General features: G+C 64.1%; 15 protein-coding genes. 8 read left to right on the plus strand and 7 right to left on the minus strand.

Going from position 1 to position 15545, the window contains the following annotated elements; genetic code table 11:
• Nucleotides 1-106: 106 nt before the first annotated feature.
• From A6B35_RS11340 to A6B35_RS37155, 6 genes are all read right to left on the minus strand, one after another.
• The gene (locus A6B35_RS11340) at nt 107-1129 is read right to left on the minus strand and encodes a LacI family DNA-binding transcriptional regulator (RefSeq protein WP_006200679.1); all 1023 of its coding nucleotides are present in this window, start codon (nt 1127-1129) and stop codon (nt 107-109) included.
• 50 nt (nt 1130-1179) lie between these two features.
• On the minus strand, nt 1180-1974 hold the full coding sequence (locus tag A6B35_RS11345; RefSeq protein WP_006200678.1) for an ATP-binding cassette domain-containing protein: 795 nt from the start codon (nt 1972-1974) through the stop codon (nt 1180-1182).
• A gap of 3 nt (nt 1975-1977) precedes the next feature.
• Entirely contained in the window at nt 1978-2964 is a 987-nt protein-coding gene (locus A6B35_RS11350; protein WP_006200677.1) for an ABC transporter permease, read from the minus strand.
• Between the two features lie 121 nt (nt 2965-3085).
• Nucleotides 3086-4018: a sugar ABC transporter substrate-binding protein gene (locus A6B35_RS11355; RefSeq protein ID WP_006200676.1), complete on the minus strand. Its 933-nt coding sequence runs from the start codon at nt 4016-4018 to the stop codon at nt 3086-3088.
• A 249-nt stretch (nt 4019-4267) separates the two neighbouring features.
• Nucleotides 4268-5425 (minus strand): fumarylacetoacetate hydrolase family protein, encoded by a 1158-nt coding sequence (locus A6B35_RS11360; protein ID WP_006200675.1) that lies wholly within the window; start codon nt 5423-5425, stop codon nt 4268-4270.
• Between the two features lie 84 nt (nt 5426-5509).
• Nucleotides 5510-5644, minus strand: coding sequence for a hypothetical protein (locus tag A6B35_RS37155; protein ID WP_280110130.1), 135 nt, complete (start codon nt 5642-5644; stop codon nt 5510-5512).
• An 11-nt stretch (nt 5645-5655) separates the two neighbouring features.
• Here A6B35_RS37155 and A6B35_RS11365 point away from each other — a divergent pair, with 11 nt between their 5' ends.
• The 7 genes from A6B35_RS11365 (at nt 5656) to A6B35_RS11395 (ending at nt 13177) form a co-directional block, all read left to right on the plus strand.
• Nucleotides 5656-6939 (plus strand): NAD(P)/FAD-dependent oxidoreductase, encoded by a 1284-nt coding sequence (locus A6B35_RS11365; RefSeq protein WP_006200674.1) that lies wholly within the window; start codon nt 5656-5658, stop codon nt 6937-6939.
• 97 nt (nt 6940-7036) lie between these two features.
• Complete coding sequence (locus A6B35_RS11370; protein ID WP_006200673.1) at nt 7037-7924, plus strand: ABC transporter permease; 888 nt, start codon at nt 7037-7039, stop codon at nt 7922-7924.
• Nucleotides 7921-8754, plus strand: a complete 834-nt coding sequence (locus A6B35_RS11375; protein ID WP_006200672.1) for an ABC transporter permease — start codon at nt 7921-7923, stop codon at nt 8752-8754. The genes A6B35_RS11370 and A6B35_RS11375 overlap by 4 nt, the downstream gene beginning before the upstream one ends.
• 26 nt (nt 8755-8780) lie before the next feature.
• The gene (locus A6B35_RS11380) at nt 8781-9851 is read left to right on the plus strand and encodes an ABC transporter substrate-binding protein (RefSeq protein ID WP_006200671.1); all 1071 of its coding nucleotides are present in this window, start codon (nt 8781-8783) and stop codon (nt 9849-9851) included.
• Nucleotides 9852-10031: 180 nt separating this feature from the next.
• Entirely contained in the window at nt 10032-10640 is a 609-nt protein-coding gene (locus A6B35_RS11385) for a cupin domain-containing protein (RefSeq protein ID WP_006206641.1), read from the plus strand.
• Nucleotides 10630-11715, plus strand: coding sequence for an ABC transporter ATP-binding protein (locus tag A6B35_RS11390; RefSeq protein WP_006206640.1), 1086 nt, complete (start codon nt 10630-10632; stop codon nt 11713-11715). Before A6B35_RS11385 ends, A6B35_RS11390 begins: the two co-directional genes overlap by 11 nt.
• Before the next feature lie 34 nt (nt 11716-11749).
• Complete coding sequence (locus A6B35_RS11395; protein ID WP_006206639.1) at nt 11750-13177, plus strand: aldehyde dehydrogenase family protein; 1428 nt, start codon at nt 11750-11752, stop codon at nt 13175-13177.
• Nucleotides 13178-13550: 373 nt separating this feature from the next.
• Here the strand turns inward: A6B35_RS11395 and A6B35_RS11400 are convergent, their stop codons facing one another.
• Complete coding sequence (locus tag A6B35_RS11400; protein WP_006206638.1) at nt 13551-14252, minus strand: GntR family transcriptional regulator; 702 nt, start codon at nt 14250-14252, stop codon at nt 13551-13553.
• Between the two features lie 235 nt (nt 14253-14487).
• Between A6B35_RS11400 and A6B35_RS11405 the strand changes: the two genes are divergently transcribed.
• On the plus strand, nt 14488-15528 hold the full coding sequence (locus A6B35_RS11405) for an ABC transporter substrate-binding protein (RefSeq protein WP_006206637.1): 1041 nt from the start codon (nt 14488-14490) through the stop codon (nt 15526-15528).
• The last annotated feature ends 17 nt before the right edge of the window (nt 15529-15545 follow it).

The raw sequence follows: 15545 nt of genomic DNA on the forward strand, positions 1-15545 counted from the left end.
TGATTCGGCAACCATAAAAGTTGCATAGCAGGTGTGCAGAATTGCCGCATCAGCCACCAATCCTCCGACAAATCCGGACAAAGCGACCTTTCTGCGGCGCACTAACCTATTGAACCGGCACGTTTTCCTTGAAGATCAGGCGTGGCTCGATGAATTTTTTCGTCAGGTAAGGCGCCGAAGACGCGATCGAGCCGAGCAGGCGGATGACCGACTGTTCGGCGATCAGCCGCGCATTCTGGTCGATGACGACATCGGCGATATCGTCGACCAGATAGCCGCGCGTTTCCCTGGTCAGGTCGTGGCAGATGAACACCGGCTTCTTCTTCGGCCTTGCCTCCAGCAATGCCTTTGCCACACCCGAGCGACCGGCGCCGACGCAGTAGATGCCGAGCAATTCCGGCTCATTGTGCAGCGCCTTCATCGTCGCGGTGTAGCTCACCTCCGGCTCGTCGTTGATCTCGACGGCGCTCGAGACGGTGAGATTGGGGAATTCCTCTGAGAGTACGGAGCGGAAGCCCATCTCGCGCTCCTCATGGCCGCGATAGGAGCGTGAGCCGACGACCATGGCCAGATGTCCGGTGCGGCCGCCGAGGAACCGGCCCATCAAAAGTGCCGCGGTGCGGCCGGCGACCCGGTTGTCGATGCCGACATAGGCCGAGCGCGGTGCCGCCGGAACGTCCGAGACCAGCGTGACCAGGCGGATGCCGGCCTCGACCACCTCGCGCAGGATGTTGCGCGTTCTCGGATGATCGACGGCGATGACTCCGACGCCGTTCGCCTTGAGCGAGAGGTTTTCGATGGCGCCCTGCAGCGCGCCGGGCGCGATGCCGGCGAGGCTGTGGATGCGGCATGAAGCGACCAGCGGCAGGCGCGCCGCATAGTCCTCGATATGTTTGGCCAGATCGATCATGAAGGCGTTCGAGCCGATCGGCAGGAAGAATTCCAGATGCGCCGGCCTCGACGGCAACGCCACCTGGTCGACCACGGGCAGGTAGCCGAGCTGCCTGGCAGCCTCCATCACGCGCTGCCGGTTGGCGGCACTTGCACCCGCCCGGTTGTTCAGCACCCGGTCGACGGTCGCGGTCGACAGCCCGCAGCTTCTGGCGATATCGGCAACGGTGGCTTTCATTGTCACAGTCATAGGAGCTGCTGCGATCCTGTGCCAGCGATGGGTGGTGCTCAGCCTGGCCGTTGCGTGTCCTCTGCGAGAGCCGCGCGGATTTCCTTGTCGGACATGCCGGTGATGATCCGCTCGACCTCGGCGACATTGGTCTTCTTCGGATCGATGTCGTCTGCCACGACCTTGCCCATGCGCATGACGACGATGCGGTCGACCACCTGGAAGACATGATGGATGTTGTGGGCGATGAAAATGCAGGAGTGCCCGGAATCGCGGGCGCTGCGCACGAAGCTCAGCACGCCTTGCGTCTCGGCGACGCCGAGATTGTTGGTCGGTTCGTCGAGGATGATCAGGTCGCTGTCGAAATGCATGGCGCGCGCGATCGCCACCGCCTGCCGCTCGCCGCCCGACAGCGAGCCGATCGGCGTCGTTGGCGGAATGTTCTTGGAGATGCCGACCTGTTTCAGCAGGTCGCGGGCGACCAGGTTCATGGCCTCCTGGTCCATGCGGTTGAGGAAGCGCGGCGGCTTGATCGGCTCGCGGCCGAGGAACAAATTGCGGGCGATCGACAGCTGTGTGACCAGCGCCGAATCCTGGTAGATCGTCTCGATGCCGTGGGCGATGGCATCGCTGGTGCTGCGCAGATTCACCTTCTTGCCGCGGATGAAGATGTCGCCGCTGGTCAGCGGCACCGCGCCCGACAGCACCTTGATCAGCGTCGACTTGCCGGCGCCGTTGTCGCCGAGCAGGCCGACGATCTCCTGTTCGTTGACGTGGAAATTGGCGTCCACCAGCGCCTGCACGCGACCGTAGGACTTGCGGATGTTTGTCATGCGGATGAGCGGTTCAGCCATGGTTCACGTCCCTGCCTGATGCCGGCGTTCCAGCCATGAGTGGAGCGCCATCATGCCGAGGATGATGGCGCCGATGAAGATGTTGTAGGCAAGCCCCGGCACGCCGATCAGCACGATGCCGTTGCGCATCACGCGCAGGATCAGGATGCCGAGCACGGTGCCGATGATCGTGCCGCGTCCGCCGGTCAGCGCCGTGCCGCCGATCACCACCATGGCGATGACTTCGAGCTCGTAGCCGGTGCCGCTGTTGGGGTTGGCCGCCGAGGTGCGCAGCGAGGAGATGACGCCGGCAAGCGAGGCCATCAGCGACGACAGCACGAACAGGCCGATCTTGACGCCGTTGACGTTGACGCCGCGGGCGCGCGCCGCATTGGGGTTGCCGCCGGCGGCCTGGATCCAGTTGCCGGTGCGACTCTGCGTCAGCACGTAGCCCAGCGCGATCGCGGCGGCGATGAACCAGAACAGCGACATGTAGACGCGGAACGGGCCGATGAAGAAATCGCCGACCAGCGCTTCCGCCAGCCAACTGCCTTCGGCGCTCCAGGTCCGCTGCGGGAAGCCATCGGTGACGAAGAGCGCGGTGCCGCGCACCACCAGCAGCATGCCGAGCGTCACCAGGAAGGAGGGGATCTTGAGTTGCGTCACGAACCAGCCATTGACCAGTCCGATGAAGGCGGCAACCACAAGCGCGACGACGAGCCCCATCTCCAGCGAGGTGACACCGCTGTTGAACAGCGTCCACATCAGCACCGGCGAGAAGCCGAACAGCGATCCGACCGAGAGGTCGAATTCGCCCGATGTCATCAAAAGCGTCATCGTCAGCGCGATCAGGCCGAGCTCGACGGTGAAGGCCAGTATGTTGGAAATGTTCTGCGGCGACAGGAAGTCCGGATTGATACCCCAGAAGACGACGAGCTCTATGACGAGCAGGACGAATGGCCCGAATTCCGGCCTGCCGATCAGGCCTTGGATGAGGGAACGATTTTCCACGAGCAACCCGCGACATGAATGGAATGGGCTGAGACCTGCACCGTAGATGACGGCGCGGGCTCGGCGACGATAGCGTCCAGCGCCGCGCGTCGAAAGACGCGCGGTGCTGGTAGTCGAGGGGTTATTTGCCGGACAGGATCTTGTCGTACACCCCGGCGGTGTCTTTTTCGTACAGCGCGCCGGTGATGACGTTGAAGCCCGGAGGAATGCCGCTGGCAGCCATGTTGGCCAGTGAAAGCGCGACATAGCTGGTCGCCTGCGGGTCCTGCCACTGGCCGGCATTGACGTAGCCATTCAGCACTTCCTGCGTGGTGTCGAGCGAGTTGCCCCAGCCGACGACCGGGATTTCGCCAGGCTTGACGCCGACCTGGTCGAACACCCGCTTGATCGAGCCGGTGACGAGGTCGCCGAGGCCGATGATCGCCTTGACCTTGGCCTTGTTGGCGGTGAGGTAATCGACCATGCGGTTGATCACTTCGGCCTGGTCGAGCGTGGCTTCGGTGATTTCGTAGGTGATGCCGAGCGGCTCGAACACGCTCTTGATGCCTTCCTCTTCCTGCACGCCATAGGTGGCGCCGGGAACTTCGACCGGCATCCAGACGAAATCGCCCTTCTTCACCAGGCCCTTGTCGACCAGATACTGCGCCCAGTGCCTGCCGAAGGTGACGTTGTCGCCGCCGACATAGGCATTGAAATTGGCTTTCGGGTCGGGCGTGTTGAAGTTGATGATCGGGATGTTGGCGGCGCGCGCTTCCTTGACGATCTCGACCAGGCTGCCCGGGTCGGGGCTGGTGGTGACGATGCCGTCTGCCTTGGCCGAGATGGCGGCACGCACCGCCTCCTGCTGCGAGGCCACGTCGTTATTGTGGAACGAGGTGTTGACGGTGTTGCCAGTGTCCGTCGCCCATTGCTTGGCGCCGGCCAGGAAGTAGGTCCAGACCGGGTCGGCCGGGCCGCCATGCGAAATCCAGTAGAACGTCTTGGCTTGCGCCATTGCCGGAATGGCAATGAGCGCGATCAAGCCAAGCACGAGCAGTCTTAGCCTCGACAGCATTTGATTTCCTCCCATGTTGAAAACGATCCCCCCGTCAGGCGCGATGCGGCCCAAGGATCGCATCTCCTGCCAGCGCCGACCGGGTGCCCTCAGAGCATTCCCTTTTCCGGCCACTGGCAAGCCTCCATCTGCCAGTGGACGTTGGCGCACGGCGCTGCGCCATCAGCAATCCCATCAGATTGCATCAGCTGAGGTGATATTTTCCGAGAGCTCGGGGCCTCGCTCCCGGTCGCGGGTGAGGCGGGCCGGCTAGATCAGACCGGCCTTGGCGAGGTCGCGCATCAAATGGCTGGCGCCATAGGTCCAGTGCGGACAGTCGGGCGACAGCCGCACACGATTGACCAGCGCGCCGAATTTCTCCGACGAGATGGTGACGATGTCGCCAACCTTGTGGGTAAAACCCTTGCCCTTTTCGCCGCGATCCTTCGACGGCACGAACATGGTGCCGAGATAGAGCGCCAGCCCATCCGGATACTGGTGGTGCGGCCCCATTGCGGCGGCGACAAGCTCTTCCGGCGAGCGGCTGATCTCGGCCATCGAGCTTGCGCCCTCCAGCGAAAATCCGTCCTCTCCCTCGACCTTCAGGCGCACGATGGCTTGCTTCACGTCGTCGATGGAGAAGGTGTCGTCGAAGAGCCGGATGAACGGGCCGAGCGAGGCCGAGGCATTGTTGTCCTTGGCCTTGCCGAGCAGCAGCGCTGAACGTCCCTCGACGTCGCGCAGATTGACGTCGTTGCCGATCGTGGCGCCGACGATCCTGCCGCTGCTGGCGGCGATCATGGCGATCTCCGGTTCCGGATTGTTCCAGGTCGACACCGGATGCAGCCCGACATCGGCGCCGAAACCGACCGAGGCCATCGGCTGGCATTTGGTGAAGATCTCCGCGTCGGGACCGATGCCAACTTCCAGATATTGCGACCAGGCGCCGCGCTGGATCAGCTTGGCCTTGATCTCCATCGCTTCCGGCGAACCGGGCTTCAGCTTCGACAGATCGTGGCCGATCAGCCCGGCAATGTCGGCGCGGATGGCGTCGGCCTTTTCCGCCGAGCCGCGCGCCTGCTCCTCGATGACCCGTTCGAGCAGGCTGACAACGAAGGTGACGCCGGAGGCCTTGACCGCCTGCATGTCGACCGGGGAGAGCAGATAGGGCTTTGCCGGATCGCGCGTCGCCGCGAAACTGTTGGCGGCAATCGCGTCGAGCGAACCGATCGGCTTGCCCTTGGCGGCGCGAACATAGCCTGCGGGGTCGGCCATTTCGCAGACATCGCGAACGGTTGGCGCCGTGCTGGAGGTGATGTCGAGGACCGTGCCGTCGCGCACCGTGACCACCAGCGGATAGGACGCTTCGCCTGTCCGAGCCCGGCCGATGAACAGGCCGTCGGCGGGCAGGTGGCTTGGATTGGTCATGTCTGCGGTCTCCCAGTCTGGTTATGGCCGTCCGCCTTGGCTGAAAGGCGGGCCGATCGGCGCGGCACTTTCGTCGGATTCCGGTCAAAGGTCTATCCCGTTCGTGATGCGGGTTTCGACAGGGCCGGCCGGAAAATTACCCACAGGCGTCGCAACAAGATCGAAACGCTCTTTCAAATATGTGAAATCGACAATAGAATTTTCACGCACAATCAACATCAAGGTGATCCTTGCCCGCAGCGTTTTCCGATCCGATCTGGCAAAAGCCCAAAGCGGTAATCGCACTTCCGTCGCTTTTCCCGGCCGGCAGCCCTGTAGATGTCGTCATCGTCGGCGGCGGCATCATGGGCCTGTCGACCGCCTTGCACGCGGCGCGCCTCGGTCTTGCAGTCCAGGTGCTCGAGGCCGGCGCGATCGGCGAGGGCGCGTCGGGGCTGAATGGCGGCCAAGTCATCCCCGGCCTGAAGTATGATCCGGAATGGCTGCTTGAGCATTTCGGGCCCGAACGCGGCGCGGCGCTGGTCAATTTTGCCGCCTCGACAGCCGATGCGGTGTTCGACCTCATCCGCGACGAGAGACTGGCGGTGCCGTTCGTTCGCAATGGCTGGATCCAGGCCGCGCACACCGAGACCGCGCTGAAGGCGGCAGCCAACCGCGACCGCCAGTGGCGGGCGCGTGGCGCCGATGTCCAGCTTCTGAGCCAGGCGGAAATCGCGGCGATGACCGGCGCGCAGGGCTATCTCGGTGGCTGGCTCGACCGCCGCGCCGGCGTCATCGACCCGCTCGCCTATACGTCGGAACTGGCGCGCGTCGCCACAGCCGCCGGCGCCCGGATCGCCGAGCGCCAGAAGGTGGTGAAACTTGGCAGGGAAGCCGGCTTTTGGCGCGTCTCGACCGCAAACGGCGCCGAACTGCGGGCGAAGGCGGTTGTGCTTGCAACCAACGCCTATACCGGCGGGCTGCTTCCCGGCTTGGCTGAGACCATCGTGCCGCTGCATTCCTTCCAGATCGCGACGGTGCCGTTGTCTTCCAACCTCGCGGCGACGATTCTGCCGGAAGGGCAAGCAGTGTCGGATTCGCGCCGCATCCTCGTCTACTACCGCAAGAGCGCCGACGGCCGGCTGGTGCTCGGTGGGCGCGGCCGCATGGCGCTGCCGACCAGTGAGGGTGACTGGGTGCATCTCGAACGGGCGCTGGCCAGGCTCTATCCAGCGCTTGCCGGCGTCGCGATAGAAAAGCGCTGGTTCGGACGCGTGGCGATGACGCCGGATCACTTGCCGCATATCCACGAACCGGAGCCGGGCCTGCTCGCCGTGGTCGGCTGCCAGGGCCGTGGCGTCGGCCTGATGACCGCGCTCGGCGGGCGGATGGCGAGCTACCTTGCGAATGGCGACATCAACCAGCTGCCGTTCCCTCTGTCGCCAATCCGGCCGATCCCATTCCATGCCTTCCGCCAGATTGGCGTCGCCGCGACGATCGCCTGGTATCGCATGCTGGACGCCTTCGAGCGCTGATTTCGAAGGCGGCGCTTGGGCGCCTTGCGATTCAACTTGACAGTTTCATGAATATGAAAAAAGCTAAGCCGGTTTCATAATTCCGTTGGACGGTTCGATGTCGACCATCGCAGCAGGGCAGTCGCTGCCGGAATCCCGGTCTTCACCGGCTTTCCGCTTCGCGATGCTGCTGCCGGGCGGGCTGGTCACTTTCTTCCTCATCCTGTTTGCCCTCGGCCTCGTGCTCTTCCTCGCCTTTCGCGGCAATGACGGCTCACTGCTCGGGGCCGGCCTCACTGTCGCGAACTTCGCCACGGTCGCGTCTGATCCGCTGTACTGGACGGTGACGCTGCGCTCGCTGGTCATCGCCGGCCTGGTGACGCTGGCGACCGTCGTCACCGCCTATCCCGTCGCCTATTATCTCGCCTTCCATGCCGGGCGGCGGCGTGGCCTGCTGCTGTTCCTGGTGACGCTGCCGTTCTGGACCAGCTATCTCCTGCGCGTCTTCGCCTGGAAGATCGTGCTCGCCTACAATGGCGTGCTGAACTCGGCGCTGATCGAAAGCGGCATCTGGTCCGAGCCGACGCTTGCCTTCCTCAACACGCCGGCGGCGGTCGTCGTCACGCTCGCTCACGCCTATGCGCCGTTCGCCATCCTGCCGATCTATGTGGCTCTGGACACCATTCCGAAGTCGCTACTCGAAGCGGCGTCTGACCTTGGCGCAAAACCTTTCACCAGTTTCCGCCGCGTCGTGCTGCCGAATTCGATGCCGGGCGTGCTGGCGGCGGCCCTCGTCGTCTTCGTGCCGACGGTCGGAGACTATGTCACCCCGGCCATGGTCGGCGGTCCGGCCAGCACCATGATCGGCTCACTGATCCAGTCCGAGTTCGGCAAGGCCAATGACTGGCCGTTCGGCGCCGCACTTTCGGTCTGCGTCATGCTGGTCATCCTGTGCGTGGTTCTGGTCGCGCGCGGTGCCGACCGCAGATTTGGCAGCCGCACATGAGCGCGGCGCGCACCGAGGCCAATGCAGGCGGCCGCTGGCTCGGCGCCTATGTGCTTGCCTATCTGGTCTTCCTCTATCTGCCAATCCTGCTGATCCCGCTGTTTTCCTTCAACGATTCCATCCAGGCGGCGTTTCCGCTGCACGGTTTTACGCTGCAATGGTACGCGACGCTCTACGGCAATCCGGCCCTGTCGGGAGCTTTGGCCAACAGCCTCGTCATCGGCACCATCGCCGCCAGCGGCGCCACGCTCTGCGGCATCACCGTGTCCTATATGGATCTCTATGGAAGCTCGCCGCTGGCGGCCGCCATCAGCGCCATTGCCCGGCTGCCGATCCTCATCCCCGGCGTCATCGTCGGCATTTCGCTGCTGATCCTGGTCAACCTCGTCGGCTTCGGCCCGTCGCGCATCGCCATCGTGCTCGGCCACATATTGGTGGCACTGCCGACGACCGTGGTCGTCATGCGCAGCCGCTTCGCCGCCATCCCGAAAACCATTCGCGAGGCGGCACTTGACCTTGGCGCCTCCGACTGGACGACGTTCCGGCGCGTCATGCTGCCGCTCAGCCTGCCCGCCGTGTTGTCGGCCTTCATGCTCGCCTTCCTGACCTCCTTCGATGAGTTCATCGTCGTCTTCTTCCTTGCCGGCACCGAGCCGACGCTGCCGCTCTACATTTGGAGCCAGCTGCGCTTTCCCCGCTCGCTGCCGACCGTCATGGCGCTGGGCACCGCGATCCTGGTCGTGTCCTTCATCATTGCCGCCCTTGCCGAATTTTTGCGCCACCGCGGGCTCGGGACCGCCCGCCGGGCAGCCGCCGCCAATCCAGCTTGAGCATAACAACGAAGAGGAGAACGAAAATGGCATTCGACCTGAAATCGATCACCGGAAACAAGGCGCGAGCCGGTCTCGCCGCTCTCGCGCTGGTACTGTCGTCGACGGTCGCCTTCGCCGGCGACAAGCTGCAATATTTCACCTGGTCGGGCTACGAACTGCCCGACTTCAACAAGAGCTTCCTTGCCGCCCATCCCGATGGCGTCGAGGCCTCGATCTTCGGCGATGACGACGACGCCTTCACCAAGGTCAAGGCAGGCTTCCGCCCCGACGTCGCGCATCCCTGCTACGACAAGGTGGCGCGCTGGAACAAGGAAGGCCTGCTGCAGCCGATCGACACCAAGCGCATTAAGAACTGGGATTCCATCTTCCCCGTCTTCAAGAACCTGCCCGATTTGCAGGCCGGCGACGGCAAGGTCTGGATGGTGCCGTGGGATTGGGGCAACACCTCGATCCTCTACCGCACCGACCTGGTCAAGGACCCGGAAGCGAGCTGGAACCTTTTGTGGGACAAACAGTATGCCGGGCGCATGGCGACGATCGATGCCGTGCATGACACGCCTGTCGTGGCAGCACTTCTCGCCGGCGTCAATCCGTTCGACATGACGCCCGAGCAAATGGACAAGGTGGCGGAGAAGCTGCGCGAGCAGCGTCCGCTACTCTCCAACTACACGACAGACATGACCTCGGTGGAGCAGGCGCTGGCGAGCGGCCAGCTGGTCGCCGCCATGACGTGGAACGCCTCGGCCACCTCGCTGAAGAAGCAGGGCGTGCCGGTCGAGTTCATGAAGCCGAAGGAAGGCATGCTGACCTGGTCCTGCGGCTTCGTCATGCTCAAGGACGCCAAGAACGTCGACCTTGCCTATGACTTCATCAACAGCCGGCTGGAGACGGATTCGGGCAAATACCTGATCCAGGCCTATGGCTATGGCAGCTCGACCAGTTCGGCTTTCGCCGCCGTGCCGAAGGAGGAGTTGGACAAGCTGCAGCTGCCGTCCGACCCGGAGGTGATGCTGAAGACCACAATCTTCACCGGCCCGATGAAACAGAATGACGACCTCGCCAAGATGTTCGAGAAGGTCAAGGCGGGCGGGTGAGCAGCGCAGACCTCCCCTTCTCCCCTTGTGGGAGAAGGTGGCCGCGAAGCGGCCGGATGAGGGGTGTTCCAGGGAATGCAGACGTCTCATTCCGTCGCCCAGCCCTCATCCGTCTCGGCGCTGCGCGCCGATCCACCTTCTCCCACAAGGGGAGAAGGGAAAGCAAACGAGGACGAACGGATGGACATGCTGGACGAGGCGGCTGAAAGGCCGAAGGACGATGCCGACGTGCGGGTCGGCCGGCGCGTGCGGGCGTTGCGGCTGGAGCGCAACCTGTCGCTGGCCGAGCTTGCCGGAAAGGCCGGCGTGTCGATCGGCGCGCTCAGCCAGATCGAGCGCGGCATGTCCTCGCTGCGGGTCAAGGTGATCTGGCCGCTGGCCGCCGCTTTGGACATCGAGCCCTCGGCGCTGATCACTGACGGCAATGATGCCGTCAACGATCTCTACTGTGTCCGTGCCGACAAGCGGCGGCAGATCCCGGTGAAGTCGGAGGGCATCGCCAAGGCGCTGCTGTCGCCGCCCGCCGCCACGCTCACCGGCATGCTGGTGAGCGTCGAGGCCGGCGGCGGCACCGCCGATGCCTATGCGCATGCCGGCCATGAGTTCGGCTATGTCCTGTCGGGCGAGGTCGAGCTGGTGGTGGATTCGACCACCTACGGGCTGAAGGCCGGCGACAGTTTTGCTTTCAAGAGCACGCTTCTGCACGCCTTCCGCAACCCGGGCGCCGAGCGCTGCCAGATCCTGTGGGTCAACACGACCAAGCCGTCAGAGGTGCGCGATGGCGCCTGATGCCCTGGTGCGGCTGGACGCGGTCTCGAAGATTTTCCCCGGCGGCATCGTCGGGCTTGATGCCGTCGACCTCGACATCGCCCGCGGCGAATTCCTGACCTTGCTTGGCCCCTCCGGCTGCGGCAAGACCACCAGCCTGCGCGTCATTGCCGGTTTCGAGAGCCCGTCGAGCGGCAAGGTGCTGCTCGAAGGCCGCGACATCACCGCGCTCAGGCCGTTCGATCGCCCGGTCAACACCGTGTTCCAGGACTATGCGCTGTTCCCGCACATGAACGTTGCCGAGAATGTCGGCTTCGGCCTGTCGCTGCGCAAGCTGTCAGGGACGGAACAGGCCAAGCGCGTCGGCGAAGCGCTCGACATGGTCGGCCTCGGCGACAAGATCGGCGCTCGCGTCTCCGAGCTGTCGGGCGGCCAGCGCCAGCGCGTCGCGCTCGCTCGCGCCATTGTCTGCGAACCGCGCGTGCTGTTGCTCGACGAGCCGCTGTCGGCACTGGACGCGCATCTGCGCGAGCAGATGCAGGTCGAACTGAAGCGGCTGCAGTCGCGGCTCGGCACCACCTTCGTCATGGTCACCCACGACCAGACCGAAGCCTTGTCGATCTCCGACCGCATCGTCGTCATGAACAAGGGCCGCATCGAGCAGATCGCCCCGCCGGCGACCCTCTACGATCGGCCCGCCACCAAATTCGTCGCCAGCTTCATCGGCACGATGAACCTGTTGCAGTCGCGCTTTGTCGACCGCGACGGCGACCGCCTGCGCTTCACCGCAGGCGCCTTGCCCTTGGAGGCCATTTCCGAAACCGGCGAGGCACCCGGCGAAGGCGCTGTGCGCACCATCGGCGTGCGTCCCGAGGACCTGCTGGTGGCGACCGAGGCAGCCTCCGGTACCGCGCCGGCGCGGGTCAACAGCATCGTCTTCCACGGCCGCACCTTGCGTCTGCATGCCGAATTGGGGCAGGGGATGCCGGTGGTGATCGACGCGCCGCGCCGGGCCGAGGGTTTTCAATTCAGCGTCGGCGACGTGGCGCATATCAGCCTGCGCCGTGGCGCCAACTGCCCTATGCTCTCCAGCTGATCTCCTCGCCATTTCCAGATATCGGAGCCCTATTGTGAGCAATCATCTGAATTTCTTCATCGACGGCAAATGGGTGGCGCCCGTGGCGCCGGCAACGCTGGACGTGATCGACCCCTCCACCGAAGAGGCCTACACCAAGATATCCGTTGGCTCGAAGGCCGACGTCGACAAGGCGGTTGCTGCCGCCAAGGCCGCCTTCCCGTCCTTCTCGCAGACCAGCAAGGCTGAGCGCCTGACGCTGCTGAAGCGCATCCTCGAAGTCTACAACGAACGCTACGAGGACATCGCCCAGGCCGTCAGCCAGGAAATGGGTGCGCCGATCACCTGGGCGCGCGAGGCGCAGGCCTGGGCGGGCAGGGCGCATATGGAAGCCACCATCAAGGCGCTGGAGGAGTACGATTTCTCGGAGAAGCGCGGCGGCACCATGGTGGTCAAGGAGCCGATCGGCGTCTGCGCGCTGATCACGCCCTGGAACTGGCCGCTCAACCAGATCGTCTGCAAGGTGGCGCCGGCCATCGCCGCCGGCTGCACCGTGGTGCTGAAGCCGTCTGAGATCGCACCAATCAGCGGCATCGTCTTCTCGGAAGTGATGGAGGCCGCCGGCACGCCGAAGGGCGTCTACAACATGATCAACGGCACCGGCCCCGATGTCGGCCAGATCATGGCCGGTCATCCCGATGTCGACATGGTCTCATTTACGGGTTCGACCCGGGCCGGCATCATCGTCGCCAAGACGGCGGCCGAGACGGTCAAGCGCGTGGCACAGGAGCTCGGCGGTAAGTCGGCCAACATCGTGCTGCCGGATGCCGATTTCGAGGCCGCCGTGCGTCAGGGCGTCAATGCCTGCTTCGGCAACAGCGGCCAGTCCTGCGATGCGCCGACGCGCATGCTGGTGCCGGCCGGCCGCCATGACGAGGCGCTGGCGATCGCCAAGCAGGCCGCCGAAGCGCACAAGGTCGGCGATCCGCGCTCGGAAGAGACCAAGCTCGGACCGGTCGTCTCCAACCTCCAGTTCGACAAGATCCAGCGGCTGATCGAGGCCGGCATCAAGGAAGGTGCGACGCTCGTCACCGGCGGTCCCGGTCGGCCGGAACACCTCAACCGCGGCTACTATGTGCGCCCGACCGTGTTCGGCCATGTCACGCCGGGCATGACCGTCGAGAAGGAAGAGATTTTTGGGCCGGTGCTCTCGGTCATTTCCTACAATGACGAGGACGAGGCGGTGAAGATCGCCAACGACACGGTCTACGGCCTTGCCGCCTATGTGCAGTCGCAGGATATCGACCGCGCCCGCAAGGTCGCAGCCCGCCTGCGTGCCGGCCAGGTGTCGATCAATTATCCGGAGTGGGACACGTTCGCGCCCTTCGGTGGCTACAAGCAGTCGGGCAACGGCCGCGAATATGCCGACTGGGCCATCCACGACTTCCTCGAGGTCAAGGGCATCATCGGCTACGGCGCCTGACGTCTCAGCTGGCTTCCTCGCCCCCATGAAATGGGGCCTCCGGAGGGAGAGGAAGGGAGCCGAGGTCGGCGAACTCGCGCCTTTCCTCTCCCCCGTCGATCGGGGGAGAGGTGTCGAGCGAAGCTCGACGGAGTGGGGGTCGACCTGGCTCGACCGTTGTCGCTTCAAGCTGGGGCGATGCCTGGTCCTGATTGAGGCCCTCTGGTGGTTGTCAGCGGCGGCGCATTGGAGGACCGGCTTCCCCCACTCCGTCGCTGCTTCGCAGCGCCACCTCTCCCCCCTCCGGAGGGAGAGGAAAGACGCCAAGGTCGGCGAACTCGCGCCTTTTCGTCTCCCCCGTCGATCGGACCGCTCCGCGGGGCGAGGAACCTTCTCAAGACGCCTTGGCGAAAAACCCCTGATAGTCGGATTTGGCCTGCAGCAGGCGCAGGATGTTTTCACGCGACCCGCGAACATGCGCGCGGGCGCGCTCGCCGGCCAGTGCGACGTCGCCTGCGCAGATCGCGTCGACGATGCCGGTGTGCTCCTCGCGGGTGAGCTGCCACTCGTCGAGCCACAAAAGTTCCGTCCACACATATTGCTGGCACTTGTCGAGGATGCCGCACAGCATGCCGTGCAGCATCTCGTTGCCGCCGATTTCGGCGATGACGCGATGCAGGTCAATGCCGACCTGCAGCTCCTCGAATTGCTCCCTGGTGCTGCGGTCGGGGATCGCCGCCAGCCGCTCGCATTCGGCCAGCATGTCTCGCAGCCGCGCCTTGTCGGCCGCGGTCGCATTGGCGGCGGCGAGTTCGGTCGCGCGTCCATCCAGCATTTCGCGAATGTCGAAGGCTTCGCGAAACATGGTGAGGTTGAATTCCGTCACCACATAGCCCTGGCGTGGCCGGCCAACCACCAGCCCGTCGCGCTCGAGCCGGTTAAAGGCTTCGCGCACCGGGGTGCGGCTGACGTTGAGGCGCGCCGCCATGTCGTTCTCCGTCACCCGGGCGCCGGGCGGAATCTGCCCGGTGATGATCAGCGCCTTCAGCGACTCGAAGACCGAGTCGCGCAGCGTGTTCTTCCTCTCCTTGATCAAGCGTCCCGCCTCCAACCGTCTTGCCACGGATTCGCAGTTTAGAGCCTTTTACCTCCCGCTTGAACAGAACCGTTCGAGAAGGGCTAAAAGCTCTGAACCGACGCCTCCCTTACCCGCCGCGAAAAAATCAGATGGCCCGTGTTGACATCGGTTTTCGGCAGGCTACACTCAAAATTGTATACAAATTCGCATACCAAATCAACGATAATGGGAACACCGGTTCGAGAAGCGAAAAATGACCAGGATATCTTGCATTCACAGTCTGGCGCTCGCGGGGCTGCTGGCGTCGGCCGCCGTTCCGGCGATGGCTGCCGATACGATCACCGTCGCGTCATGGGGCGGCACCTATCAGGAAGCGCAGACCAAGGCCTTCTTCAAGCCGACGGCCGACGCACTCGGCATCACAATCAAGGAAGACACCACCAACGGCCTCGACGATGTCCGCCTGCAGGTCACCGGCAATGCCGTCAAATGGGACATCACCGAACTCGGCGCCGACGAATGCGCGCGCGGCTCCAAGGAGGGCCTGTTCGAAAAGCTCGACTACAGCGTCATCGACAAGAGCGGCATCAATCCGAAGCTCGTCCATGACGACTGGGTCGGCATCTCCTACACCTCCGTCGTGCTGATCTACCGGACCGACGTCTTCGGCGACAAGGGACCGAAGACATGGGCCGATTTCTGGAACGTCGAGAAGTTTCCGGGCCGCCGCGCGCTGAGCGGCAGTCAGGCGACGGAGACGCTGAGCGTTGCAGCACTCGCCGAGGGAATCCCGATCGACAAGGTCTATCCGGTCGACATCGACGGCGCGCTCAAATCCGTCGACAAGGTCAAGGGCCATATCGATGCCTGGTGGACCTCCGGTGCACAGGCCATGCAGCTCGTCAAGGACGGCGAGGTCGACATGGCGAGCATCTGGAACGGCCGCGCCGGCACCTTGAAGAAGGAAGGCGCGCCAGTCGCCTTCTCCTTCGATCAGGGCGTTCTCACCGCCGACTGCATGGTCATCCCCAAGGGCTCGAAGAACAAGGACATCGCCATGAAGGCGCTGGCCAAGTTCGTCAGCCCCGAGCTCCAGGCCAATCTGCCGCTCTATGTCGACAACGGACCGGCCAACGAGAAAGCCTTCGAGACCGGCAAGATCCCGCCGGAGCGGATCAAGGACATCAATTCAGCTCCCGAGAACGTCAAGAAGCAGGTTCTGCAGGATCCCGCATTCTGGCGCGACACGCTGGTTGAGGCGACGGAGAAGTTCAACAATCTGGTCCAGCAGTAGACAGGCAGCCTGATGGA

Source organism: Mesorhizobium amorphae CCNWGS0123, from assembly GCF_001686985.1.
GTDB classification, from domain to species: Bacteria; Pseudomonadota; Alphaproteobacteria; order Rhizobiales; family Rhizobiaceae; genus Mesorhizobium; species Mesorhizobium amorphae.

Excerpts from the sequence above, each read along its gene's own strand:
- A6B35_RS11390 (WP_006206640.1), top strand. The coding sequence starts at position 10,630 with ATGGCGCCTGATGCCCTGGTGCGGCTGGACGCGGTCTCGAAGATTTTC.
- A6B35_RS11355 (WP_006200676.1), bottom strand. The coding sequence starts at position 4,018 with ATGCTGTCGAGGCTAAGACTGCTCGTGCTTGGCTTGATCGCGCTCATT.
- A6B35_RS11340 (WP_006200679.1), bottom strand. The coding sequence starts at position 1,129 with ATGAAAGCCACCGTTGCCGATATCGCCAGAAGCTGCGGGCTGTCGACC.
- A6B35_RS11385 (WP_006206641.1), top strand. The coding sequence starts at position 10,032 with ATGGACATGCTGGACGAGGCGGCTGAAAGGCCGAAGGACGATGCCGAC.
- A6B35_RS11380 (WP_006200671.1), top strand. The coding sequence starts at position 8,781 with ATGGCATTCGACCTGAAATCGATCACCGGAAACAAGGCGCGAGCCGGT.
- A6B35_RS11405 (WP_006206637.1), top strand. The coding sequence starts at position 14,488 with ATGACCAGGATATCTTGCATTCACAGTCTGGCGCTCGCGGGGCTGCTG.
- A6B35_RS11375 (WP_006200672.1), top strand. The coding sequence starts at position 7,921 with ATGAGCGCGGCGCGCACCGAGGCCAATGCAGGCGGCCGCTGGCTCGGC.
- A6B35_RS37155 (WP_280110130.1), bottom strand. The coding sequence starts at position 5,644 with ATGTTGATTGTGCGTGAAAATTCTATTGTCGATTTCACATATTTGAAA.
- A6B35_RS11370 (WP_006200673.1), top strand. The coding sequence starts at position 7,037 with ATGTCGACCATCGCAGCAGGGCAGTCGCTGCCGGAATCCCGGTCTTCA.
- A6B35_RS11345 (WP_006200678.1), bottom strand. The coding sequence starts at position 1,974 with ATGGCTGAACCGCTCATCCGCATGACAAACATCCGCAAGTCCTACGGT.
- A6B35_RS11360 (WP_006200675.1), bottom strand. The coding sequence starts at position 5,425 with ATGACCAATCCAAGCCACCTGCCCGCCGACGGCCTGTTCATCGGCCGG.